The organism is Microcoleus sp. S36b_A4 (assembly GCF_036700645.1).
Lineage (GTDB): Bacteria > Cyanobacteriota > Cyanobacteriia > Cyanobacteriales > Microcoleaceae > Microcoleus.
Window position 1 is genome coordinate 652 of sequence record NZ_JAUBPI010000144.1, and the last position, 10,233, is coordinate 10,884.

Sequence of the window (10,233 nt, forward strand, 5' to 3'; positions counted from 1 at the left end):
ACGGTTTCTGGAACTGGTTCTGATTCTGGTTGAGGATGTTCTCTCAACTCTACGGTTTCTGGAACTGGTTCTGATTCGGGTTGAGGATGTTCTCTCAACTCTACGGTTTCTGGAACTGGTTCTGATTCTGGTTGAGGATGTTCTCTCAACTCTACGGTTTCTGGAACTGGTTCTGATTCTGGTTGAGAATCATAAAGCAACTCTTCAGTTTCTGGAACTGGTTCCGATGCTGAATGAGAATCATAGAGAGACTCTTGCCTATCTGAAACTTGGAGATTTTCGACAATCGGTTGCGATTCGGATTGATGAGAATCCGCGATCGAGTCTTGAATTTCTGCCGCTTCTTGCAGATTTCGATCGACCTCCGGTTCGCTATGAACCAGATTTTCTTCCGGTTTCTTTTCAGCCGCTGTCAGCCTTAAAAACACATCTTCCAGAGTAGCGCGAGAGCGGCGCATTTCGCACAGTCCAAATCCAGAGGCGACGATAGCTGTAGCAATTTCTCGTCCGGGTTCTCTTTCCGGTTCGCACAATGCCCGCAGGCGGTAGCGACCGACTAAAAATTGATTGCTTGGAATCAATTCCACCGATCGAACTCCCCGCAAATTTTCCAAAGAAGGCAACAGCAGACTGTTTACCAAATCGGCCTCGCCTTCAACTTCGACTTCGTAGCCCTCTCCCGCAGCCAACTCTACCATCAAATTTTCGGGACTACCCGCAGCGACGATTTTACCGCGATTGATGATGGTAACGCGGTTGCAAGTCATGCTGACTTCCGGCAGAATGTGCGTGGAAAGAATAATTGTGTGCTGGCCACCAAGGCTTTTGATTAAATTGCGGACTTCGATGATTTGTCGGGGGTCGAGGCCGACGGTTGGTTCGTCTAGGATAATCACTGGGGGGTCGTGGACGATCGCCTGCGCGATACCGACACGCTGGCGAAATCCTTTAGAAAGCTTGCGGATTAAAACTTTGCGTTTATCAACCAGGCCGCAGCGTTCGATCGCGGAGGTAACTCGTCGCGCGCGATCGCCCGCAGGTACTTGCTTAATCCGGGCGACAAAAAACAGAAACCCTTCCACAGTCATTTCTGGATACAGTGGCGGGTTTTCCGGCAGATAGCCGATGCGCTGTCTGACGGCCATCGAGTCTTCGTGAACATCCATGCCGGCGATGCGGGCCGTACCGCTGGATGCCGGCAAATATCCCGACAAAATCCGCATGGTTGTGGTTTTGCCAGCGCCGTTTGGCCCCAAAAACCCGAGAATTTCTCCTGATTCGACCGAGAAGGACACGTCCGCGATCGCTGCGGTCGAACCGTAAGTTTTGCTTAAGTGTTCTACTTCAATCATTTGTCAGAAGTCACGCGATTTTAGGTTTTAGGTTTTAGATTTACTTTACCAACCACAGGCGGGACGCCTGTTCCACGAAGGGGAGAGTCCCGCCCGATCGGCGGGTCGATCGAAATTTATGGCGAAATTTTTAATTTGATTTTGTCTTCCAGTGTAGTCTGGCAAGAACCAAATCTATCATAAGGGTCGATCGGACTTTGAAGCAAAATGGTAGGTAGTAGGGTGCCAAGCGCGGAAATGAGTAGCCGATGTACATCGAATCGCTACCAACTGACGCACCCTACCAGTAGAGTCCGTGCCTGACCGAACCCTCAACTAGCTGCCTTCGCTACAGACGCGGGGCTGTTTCTAGGTTTAGTAGCGCTTACGCGCCCCTCCGCGTAACGCGCCTTCGCGGTTCGTTCAAAAAAATCTCAACTCTTTTTCCAAATCTTAATTTCCCCCAACCAACCCGCACTAACAATAGTCTTACCATCGCTGCTAATAGCCACAGCACTAACATAGCCAGAATGCCCGCTCAAATTACCTCTCAATTCGCCCGATCGCACATCCCAAAGTCTCACACTCTTATCCCAACTCCCAGTAACCAGCGTAGTGCCATCCCGACTGAAAGCCACCGACCAAACTCCGTCAGTATGCCCGCTTAAACGCCGAATTAACTGCCCGTTTGTGGCATTCCACAAACCGATTGTACCGTTGCTATTTCCCGCAGCTAAACTCTTGCCGTCGGGAGTAAAAGCTAGCGACAAAACAGCCAAGTTTTTGCCGCTAATGGTGCGAATTTCTTGACCCGTAGCTAAATTCCAGAACTTAATAGAACCGTCTTTGCTGCCGCTAGCTAAAGTTTTGCTATCTGGACTGATGGCAACTGCATTCACCAACCCAGAATTCCCGGTCAAAGTCCGCAGCAATTCCCCCGTTTTCGGGTTCCATATCTTAATCGTTTTGTCCCAACTGCCGCTGGCTACAAATTGACCATCAGGACTAACGGCAACGCTCGAAACTGCATTGGAATGGCCGCTTAAAGTGCGTACAACCGCGCCAGTTTCTAAATTCCAAATTTTCACAGTTTTGTCGTCGCTGCCGCTAGCTAATACCTTGCCATCCGCACTCGCGGCCAGTGCGTTTACGGCTTCCGTGTGTCCTTGCAGGGTAGTTTTTAATTGCCCGCTGGGGAAATTCCAAACTGAGATAGTGCCGTTGCTATTTCCTGTAGTAAAATAAGCTGAAGCTAGGGCAAGGGAACTGACAACTTCGGAAGGCCCTTTGAGGGTATTTGTGGCAGCAAAGGCGATCGCACTTGCGGGCGTGCGGGGCGCATTATTCGCAGGAGTTTTCGGGTTTCCGGCAGTAGGAGATTGGGGAACTACTGGCAACGAAATAGTCGATCGCCATTTCATGAAAGTATTAATTTCTATTCCCGCCGCCACGATTTTATCGGAATTTTCCTCTAACCTAACAATGCCGTTAATTGCGACAACTCGCCCCGCGTCATCGAGTACCGGCCCGCCACTCATGCCGGCTCTCACTAAGTTATTGTATACCAAAGTATAACCGTTCCAGGGAGTTTGGCGGCCGGTAAGCTGACCTTCCGTAGCGATGAAAATCGGCTGTCTCAGAGAACCGCCGGATCTCGGCCAGCCGGCCACATAAGCCTTGTTTCCCTTAGTTGCTGCGGAATTAGCTAATTGAGCCAGGGGGTAGCTTTGAGTGCTGCTGAAAGGTACGATCGCCAAATCCGCACCGGGCATTCGCCGCACGAGGCTGTATGATACAGAGTGAGCTTGGCCGTCAGGAGTTACAACCTCGTAATCGCCGGCTTTATCGACAACGTGCCAGTTTGTGAGAATATAGTATGTGCTGCCTTGTTTCTCTAAAATTACTCCCGAACCGCCTTTTGGCCCCTGGATGCGAACAGTAATTTGTTGGGCAACGGTTTTAACTTTGTCGGCGGTTAATGCGAGGGCGATTTGAGGTGATGTCAGTGGAATAAGGGCGATCGAACTCAGGGCGATCGTAGCACTCAAAATAGCCGGAATTGTTCTGCTGTAATTCATTATTGTGTCAATTTAACATACCCACATATCAACTGACGGAAAAGTTATCCGGTTTGTGGCATATTGACAACGCCAAAATGCCTGTGCGATCGAACTTTCGACATTCGCACAAGCCTCAAAATATTTGACACCGCCCTCTGGCTAGCAGAAAAATTTAGAATCGGGAACCGCACCTAGCCTCAACAATAGCAACTGGCTGATCTCTATTCTTTTCTCGGCAAAGGATACTTTGAGCCGAACGCTGATCGGAAAAAGACCCATTAGCCATCCAGCCGAGGGGTGCGCCTGCGATCGCGCCGACTGCTAAACCAGTGATGAGGCTCCAAACAAGATGCTTTCTGGCGATCGGGTTTTCTTGCATAAAAATTTATCCTAAACACTTAGCCTTACCAAAAATACCACAAATAAAAGTTAGTTTCTTCCTCCTATTTACTTATTTCCTAAGTAGTAACCCATTATAGCGATTTCAATCGCCGAACGATCTAAAATCCCCGACTTGTGGGAGAAGCCGGGGATTTCTTGTGTAATTCTATGCCAAATCAAACAGCAAAAATTCAGCATCTGCCGTAGCTTCAATCGCCAACTCAGACTCGCCACTAACCGCCGCAGCGTCGCCATTTTCCAAAGGCAAACCGTTCAGCAAAACCGAGCCGCGAGCCACTTGCACCCAAGCGTGGCGATTCGGCTGCAAAGCATGAGAAACCCGCGAGTCTTTATCCAAAACAGCCGCATACAAATCAACATCTTGATGCACTTTCACAGCACCCTCTCTCGCATCTCGTGCCGCCACTAAGCGCAGTTTGCCGCGCCTTTCTGCTAGGGGAAACTCCCGCTGTTCGTAACTCGGTTTCAAGCCTTTTGTATCGGGTAACAGCCAGATTTGCAGCAAATGAACGGGGTCTGTTTGCGAGTTATTGAACTCGCTGTGCTGGATACCCGTACCTGCACTCATCCGCTGCACTTCACCCGGTTTAATCACTGCACCGGTACCCAAACTATCCTTGTGTTCTAATGCTCCTTCTAATACATAAGTAATGATTTCCATGTCGCTGTGCCCGTGAGTGCCGAAACCTTTGCCGGGGCTAACGACATCCTCATTAATTACGCGCAAAGAACGAAAATTCATATAATTTGGGTCGTAATAGCCGGCAAAAGAAAATGTGTGGTAACTGTCCAGCCAACCATGATTAGCGTGTCCTCTTGCTTCACTTTTTCTAACGGTAATCATCTTCTCCCCCTATTTAAAAAGCATGAAAATTGTGGTGTTTCTTTAGCAGCCCTGGACGTAGAAACCGATTGTTTTTAGGATAATAGTGCATCGCAGCTTTAATATCGGTGAAAAACCGGGTTTCTTTGGTATTGATGCCTAAGTCCTATTTAGTTGTCAAATGAAACCAAAAGCGGTTGATGCACGATTGGTTTCTCCTTGATTATTGCTGCTTTTAAAGTTTGCTATGAGCGCCGTCGCAAAATGGAGAATTTGCGGTAGACTTGCAGTTGCACATCGCCACAGTTTTTTTCTCAGTCACTTCAAAAGCTAGCGGCACAAATTCGCTACCTTTATGGGAACCGTCACAAAAAGGCTGATTTTTAGCTTGACCGCAGGTGCACCAGTAGTAAGTACCGGGTTCAAGTTCCATAACGGCGGGTTTTGTATCAGCAATCACAGGTTGGTTCATCGTGTTCTCCTTTTTGATTGATGCCAGATGCAGGAATATATTTATTGGTTTGGTTTGTTTTATTTCTGCGATGTTTATACTTTAAACCGAGTCAAGCTATTATGGGAAGTACGCACTTAAAAGTAGGGTAGTTACCAAAAGGATACTATGCAAGTCCAAGAAGTAAAAGTCGATCGAGCAAATTGCCCTGTAGAACGCACTCTAGAGGTGATTGGCGGGCGCTGGAAAGTCTTGATTCTGCGGGAGTTGTTTCCAGGAGTGAAGCGCTTTAACGAGCTGCAACGAGCTGTCAACGGCATTACTCAGAAGATGCTGACGCAGCAACTGCGGGAAATGGAATCAGACGGGATTGTGCACCGGGAAATTTACCTGCAAGTGCCGCCAAAAGTTGAATATTCGCTAACGCCTTTGGGCGAAAGTCTCAAACCGATTATTAATGCCATGCACGAATGGGGAATTCAGCATATTAGCGAAGATGGAAAATGAGCGGTTTCTAGATGGTTTTTTCCGTCTTCCGACAGATTTCAAATTTTCAACCTAGTTCAACAATAATAATATGAACAACATAGAGCGACTCGCCACCCTCAACCGCATCCGCAAACTCAGCCGCCTGATGGATACCGCCATTGGCATCCCCGGCACTAAATTTCGCATTGGTTTAGACCCCATTATCGGTTTAGTTCCGGGTGCTGGGGATATCGTAGATACCGCGTTTTCCGCCTACCTAATTTATTTAGCAACTCGATTCAACATTCCCCAAAAAACTCTAGGGAAAATGGTTTATAACATCGGTCTAGAAGCCGTGGTGGGTTCAGTACCGTTAGTCGGAGATATCTTCGATGCTTTTTATAAATCAAACATGAGAAATTTGGCGCTTTTAGAAGCACATCTCGCAGAAGTTGAACCCGAACTAGCCGCAGTTGCCGAACCTGTTCCTCAATCTATTAAATTGTAGGTACGGGTTTCACAAACAATAATTGTAAATAACCAGCAACCTCTCAAGCCCGCCCCCATCAAACGAAAAATCAGAATGTAGATTTTCCGCATTCGAGCCAAATTTAATGTTGATGTGGGTTATCTGTTATGGTGGCGGGTTTATCTAGATTGTTGGTACTCGTCAGATATTATTCGTCCAACACGCCCTTACGAAATAATCGCTGATGTCGTTTAACCGCTTCGACAAAAGCAATAACATCCGCTTCCAAACTATTAAAAGCCGTTACCAGTCTAACAGTACATTCATCCCACCGATAAAACAGAAAGCCCTCAGATAAAACCGCTGTAATTACCGATTCGGGAAGTTGAATAAAAATCTCGTTGGCTTCAACTCGATGGCAAAAATTCGCTCCCTCAACTCCCGCCAAACCTGCGGCTAATTTGGCTGCCATATTATTTGCATGAGCCGCATTCTTCAGCCACAAGTCATCAGTTATATACGCTTCCAACTGCGCCGACAAAAACCGCATTTTCGAGAAAAGATGCCCGCTGCGCTTGCGGTAAAAAGGGAAAGTCTTTGCTAATTCTTGATTAAAAAAAACCACAGCTTCCGCAGCCATCGCGCCATTTTTGGTCGCTCCAAACGATAGAATATCCACACCAGCCCGCCAAGTGACATCCGCCGGAGAACAGCCAAGACTGGCGACAGCATTGGCAAAGCGAGCTCCATCCATGTGCAGGTGCAAATTGTGAGCGCGAACTACTTCCGAAATGTGGGAAATTTCTGCTGGATTGTAGACTGTGCCGGCTTCCGTTGCTTGAGTGATGCTGACGGCTGCGGGCTGTACGTGGTGGACGACACCTGCACCAGCGCGATCGAGTATTTTTCCTAAAGTCTCTGCCTCGATTTTACCATGATTTCCTGTTAGTGTCACTAACTTTGCACCGCCTGTAAAAAACTCCGGTGCGCCGCATTCATCTACATTAATATGAGATGCTGCGTGACAGTAAACAGCCCCGTAAGGAGGAGTCATAACCGCAAGAGCCAGAGCATTAGCAGCCGAACCGGTTGCTACAGGAAAAACACTCACCGATGTCTCGAACAAATCCGAAAATTTAACTTGCAAACGCTGTGTATATTCATCATCTCCGTAAGACATCACAGCACCGGAATTAGCCGCTACAATCGCCGCCATAATCTCCGGCGAAACCCCGGTTGCATTGTCGCTACAAAAATTCATTAGAATAATTGGTAAATAGAATCTATAATATAACTCAATCCTCAGCAGTCAACACTCAAGCATTAAACCAAGAGGCAGAATTATGGCAGAATACCGCCAAATAGAATACCGCATCGGCAAAGACGGCAAAATTACCGAAACCGTCCTCAACGCCACCGGTTCGAGTTGCACCGAAACCACCGCCGGCATTGAAAAAGCTCTCGGAAAAGTAGAATCTCAAGACTTGCTGCCAGAATACTACCAAGGCGAAGAAAACTTGATCGTTGAACAAACGCAGACTTTAAAACAAGTTTAGAAGAGTTAAAGATGTTTGATATCCTCGGTGCAACAGTTGATGTAACAACAGTGCCTGCCTTCAGCTTCGCGCTAGCTATCGGGGGCATTTTTCTAATTTTAGTCTACCTTTATGCTGCATCTGAGGCGGGAGATGCGATCGAGTTTAAGTACGATAAAATTCTGCGGGAACGCATGAATCAGCTAGACATTCTCGATTGGCAAGATTTAGGCGAAAAAGCAGGCTTAAGTCGCTTTGGGGTGCGCTTAGTGCGGCAGGGAGACGTGGGAAAACTCACGCTAGACCAACTGAGACGGCTGGCAACAGTGCTGAATTTGAATTTTCAAGAGTTCGATCGCACTTTGAGCGCACTGCCAATGTCGGCTACAATCACAACTAATCCCAGCGAAATTGAAGAATTGAGGCAGCAGTGTTTCCGGTTGCGAGCAGAATTGCAGCAGCAAAAAGCTCAACTAACTGCCGATTTTCGCCGCGCTACCTTTGAACAGTTGCAAACTTTGTTAACCAACTATCCCGCCGCCCGCAAAATGGCAGAAGCCAAGCCGGATATGCCCGCCAAAAATCTCTCAGCTTTGTTTACTCCCTTAGACAATCTCTTGTCAAGTTGGGATTTTGAAATAATTGGTTCTGCGTGGGAACAAACTGCTTACAATCCGCAGTTGCACCAGCCGGATGTTGAGGATATAACCGAAGGAGAATTAGTTTATATTCGGTTTGTCGGCTATCGAGAGGGAGAGCGAATTCTTACTCCTGCTAAAGTTAGTCGCACCCTTCCAGCGGGAATGAAAAATAAAATCTAAAATCTAAAATCTAAAATCACCATGACTACACTTGCCAATAAAATCTAAAATCTAAAATCTAAAATCACCATGACTACAGTTGCCATTGACTTCGGCACCAGCAATACGGTTGTCTGCATTCTTAACCCGGATACGCAAACACCAGAAACTTTGAGATTAGGCGAGATGTCCCGCATTTTTAAAACGAAGAATTTGAGCGGAGATGTTCGAGAAATATCTGTAGTGCCGACTTTAGTCTTTGTGAAGAATGCCGGAGAGTTGGTGTTGGGAGAAAAAGTGCGATTGCAGCGTTTGGGACAATCCCAGCCAGACCGTTTTTTCAAAGCTTTTAAACGCAATTTAGCTGCAGATTTTCAGCCGCCGCCTCGCAACTTAGACGGCGAAACCTACACACCAGAATCAGTAGCCGAACAGTTTATTAAAAGTATTTGGAAACAATTATATTTACAAAATATACAGGCAGAAAAAGTAATTTTTACAGTTCCCGTTGGAGCATTTGAGCGATATCTAGATTGGTTTCGTGACTTAGCAGAAAGTTTGGGAGTTGCGGAAGTTCAGGTAATAGATGAATCCACAGCCGCCGCCCTGGGATATGCAGTAAAACGCCCCGGTTCTCTAGTTTTAGTAGTTGATTTTGGTGGCGGAACTTTAGATTTAAGTTTAGTCCGCACTGCTCTAACCCCCCCCTTACCCCCCCTTAGTAAGGGGGGGAGAAATCTCGATTCCCCCCTTAGCCAGGGGGAGAGAAATCTCGCTTCCCCCCTTGACAAGGGGGAGAGCAATCTTGCTCCCCCCCTTAGCAAGGGGGGGCTGGGGGGGGTGCGTGCCGAAGTGTTGGCAAAATCCGATGCTTATGTCGGCGGCGAAGATATTGACATCTGGATTGTCGAAGATTATTTGCGGCAAATTGGTTCGTCACGCGCAGAAGTCGGCCCAGTGGGCTGGCAAAACTTATTAGAAATAGCGGAAAAATTAAAAATTCAACTTTCTCAAGTTAATGAGGCGAAGGAAAGCTGGTTTGACGATGAAAATTTTATGTCTTACGACTTGCAACTAAACCGAGACAAGCTTGAGGAAATTCTGGAATCTAGGCAGTTGTTAGAACAGTTGCGGGAAAGTTTAGATGAAGTGCTGAGTATTGCACTGGGGAAAGGTATCGGTAAAGCAGATATAGAACAGGTTTTGCTGGTAGGAGGAACTTCTCTAATTCCGGCTGTATCTAATTTAGTGGTTTCGTATTTTGGGCGGCAAAAAGTCCAAAGAGACAAGCCTTTTGAAGCAGTGGCGCACGGTGCTTTAGCCTTGACACAATTAGCGAGTGTTGACGATTATTTGCGCCACAGCTATGCAATTCGCCTCTGGGAACCTTATGCTAATGCTTATGCTTATTCGCCGATATTTAGCAAGGAAATGAAGTATCCCTGTCAAAGTTCCGAAGAGTTGACGCTGCAAGTGGCAATTGAAGGGCAAAGGGAAATTCGGTTAGATATTGGGGAAGTGGCGGAGGTATCGCAAGCGGAGGTTACTTTTAACGAAAAAGGGCAAATGACGAGCAGCTTGCTCAATAAAAAAACGGATTTTCGGTCTCTGGAAAGCCACCATCAGCAGGTTTGCGTAGCGCATTTGAATCCGCCTGGGGTATTGGGAATTGACAGGATTTCGGTGAGTTTTGAGGTGGATGAGAGGCGGGTTTTGTTGGCGACGGTGCGGGATTTGGTGACTGGTAAGGTGTTGGTGGAAAAAGGGGCGATCGCCAAACTGCAATAATGGTAAAATTTTTAGATAACATTCGGATATTGAAAGAGACTGTTGGCGAATGTCTGAGGGGTTTCACCCCTCAGACATCGCCGTCCTGAATAGGCAGAATGATTGT

Annotated in this window: 10 protein-coding genes and 1 pseudogene; 5 read left to right on the forward strand and 6 right to left on the reverse strand. The window is 47.1% G+C overall.

What is annotated here, in order from left to right; all coding sequences use genetic code 11:
* Window positions 1-281: 281 nt before the first annotated feature.
* From QUA03_RS27110 to QUA03_RS27130, 5 genes and pseudogenes are all read right to left on the reverse strand, one after another.
* Window positions 282-1,352 (reverse strand): annotated as a pseudogene (locus tag QUA03_RS27110) (ABC transporter ATP-binding protein); the annotation flags it as partial.
* A gap of 413 nt (window positions 1,353-1,765) precedes the next feature.
* Window positions 1,766-3,409, reverse strand: coding sequence for a WD40 domain-containing protein (locus tag QUA03_RS27115; protein WP_333216583.1), 1,644 nt, complete (start codon window positions 3,407-3,409; stop codon window positions 1,766-1,768).
* 154 nt (window positions 3,410-3,563) lie between these two features.
* Entirely contained in the window at window positions 3,564-3,770 is a 207-nt protein-coding gene (locus tag QUA03_RS27120) for a hypothetical protein (protein ID WP_333216585.1), read from the reverse strand.
* Window positions 3,771-3,938: 168 nt separating this feature from the next.
* Entirely contained in the window at window positions 3,939-4,637 is a 699-nt protein-coding gene (locus QUA03_RS27125) for a pirin family protein (protein ID WP_333216587.1), read from the reverse strand.
* A 214-nt stretch (window positions 4,638-4,851) separates the two neighbouring features.
* Window positions 4,852-5,088 carry a CDGSH iron-sulfur domain-containing protein gene (locus QUA03_RS27130; RefSeq protein ID WP_333216589.1) on the reverse strand — a complete coding sequence of 79 codons (237 nt, stop codon included), beginning with the start codon at window positions 5,086-5,088 and terminating at the stop codon, window positions 4,852-4,854.
* A 147-nt stretch (window positions 5,089-5,235) separates the two neighbouring features.
* On the opposite strand from QUA03_RS27130, the gene QUA03_RS27135 reads away from it, so the two are divergent.
* Both QUA03_RS27135 and QUA03_RS27140 read left to right on the forward strand, forming a co-directional pair.
* Window positions 5,236-5,574 carry a winged helix-turn-helix transcriptional regulator gene (locus QUA03_RS27135; RefSeq protein ID WP_015177415.1) on the forward strand — a complete coding sequence of 113 codons (339 nt, stop codon included), beginning with the start codon at window positions 5,236-5,238 and terminating at the stop codon, window positions 5,572-5,574.
* A 70-nt stretch (window positions 5,575-5,644) separates the two neighbouring features.
* On the forward strand, window positions 5,645-6,043 hold the full coding sequence (locus tag QUA03_RS27140; RefSeq protein WP_333164425.1) for a DUF4112 domain-containing protein: 399 nt from the start codon (window positions 5,645-5,647) through the stop codon (window positions 6,041-6,043).
* Window positions 6,044-6,212: 169 nt separating this feature from the next.
* On the opposite strand, the gene QUA03_RS27145 is transcribed toward QUA03_RS27140, so the two are convergent.
* A complete protein-coding gene (locus tag QUA03_RS27145; protein WP_333216591.1) occupies window positions 6,213-7,265 on the reverse strand; it encodes a low specificity L-threonine aldolase in 1,053 nt (350 codons plus the stop codon).
* Between the two features lie 82 nt (window positions 7,266-7,347).
* Between QUA03_RS27145 and QUA03_RS27150 the strand changes: the two genes are divergently transcribed.
* The 3 genes from QUA03_RS27150 to QUA03_RS27160 all read left to right on the forward strand — a co-directional run bounded on the left by QUA03_RS27150 (window position 7,348) and on the right by QUA03_RS27160 (window position 10,127).
* Complete coding sequence (locus QUA03_RS27150) at window positions 7,348-7,560, forward strand: DUF2997 domain-containing protein (RefSeq protein WP_333216593.1); 213 nt, start codon at window positions 7,348-7,350, stop codon at window positions 7,558-7,560.
* An 11-nt stretch (window positions 7,561-7,571) separates the two neighbouring features.
* A complete protein-coding gene (locus tag QUA03_RS27155; protein ID WP_333216595.1) occupies window positions 7,572-8,360 on the forward strand; it encodes an XRE family transcriptional regulator in 789 nt (262 codons plus the stop codon).
* Between the two features lie 69 nt (window positions 8,361-8,429).
* The gene (locus QUA03_RS27160; RefSeq protein WP_333216597.1) at window positions 8,430-10,127 is read left to right on the forward strand and encodes an Hsp70 family protein; all 1,698 of its coding nucleotides are present in this window, start codon (window positions 8,430-8,432) and stop codon (window positions 10,125-10,127) included.
* The last annotated feature ends 106 nt before the right edge of the window (window positions 10,128-10,233 follow it).

Coding starts and splice junctions, on each gene's coding strand:
- QUA03_RS27135 (WP_015177415.1), top strand. CDS start 5,236: ATGCAAGTCCAAGAAGTAAAAGTCGATCGAGCAAATTGCCCTGTAGAA.
- QUA03_RS27150 (WP_333216593.1), top strand. CDS start 7,348: ATGGCAGAATACCGCCAAATAGAATACCGCATCGGCAAAGACGGCAAA.
- QUA03_RS27160 (WP_333216597.1), top strand. CDS start 8,430: ATGACTACAGTTGCCATTGACTTCGGCACCAGCAATACGGTTGTCTGC.
- QUA03_RS27130 (WP_333216589.1), bottom strand. CDS start 5,088: ATGAACCAACCTGTGATTGCTGATACAAAACCCGCCGTTATGGAACTT.
- QUA03_RS27145 (WP_333216591.1), bottom strand. CDS start 7,265: ATGAATTTTTGTAGCGACAATGCAACCGGGGTTTCGCCGGAGATTATG.
- QUA03_RS27125 (WP_333216587.1), bottom strand. CDS start 4,637: ATGATTACCGTTAGAAAAAGTGAAGCAAGAGGACACGCTAATCATGGT.
- QUA03_RS27115 (WP_333216583.1), bottom strand. CDS start 3,409: ATGAATTACAGCAGAACAATTCCGGCTATTTTGAGTGCTACGATCGCC.
- QUA03_RS27140 (WP_333164425.1), top strand. CDS start 5,645: ATGAACAACATAGAGCGACTCGCCACCCTCAACCGCATCCGCAAACTC.
- QUA03_RS27120 (WP_333216585.1), bottom strand. CDS start 3,770: ATGCAAGAAAACCCGATCGCCAGAAAGCATCTTGTTTGGAGCCTCATC.
- QUA03_RS27155 (WP_333216595.1), top strand. CDS start 7,572: ATGTTTGATATCCTCGGTGCAACAGTTGATGTAACAACAGTGCCTGCC.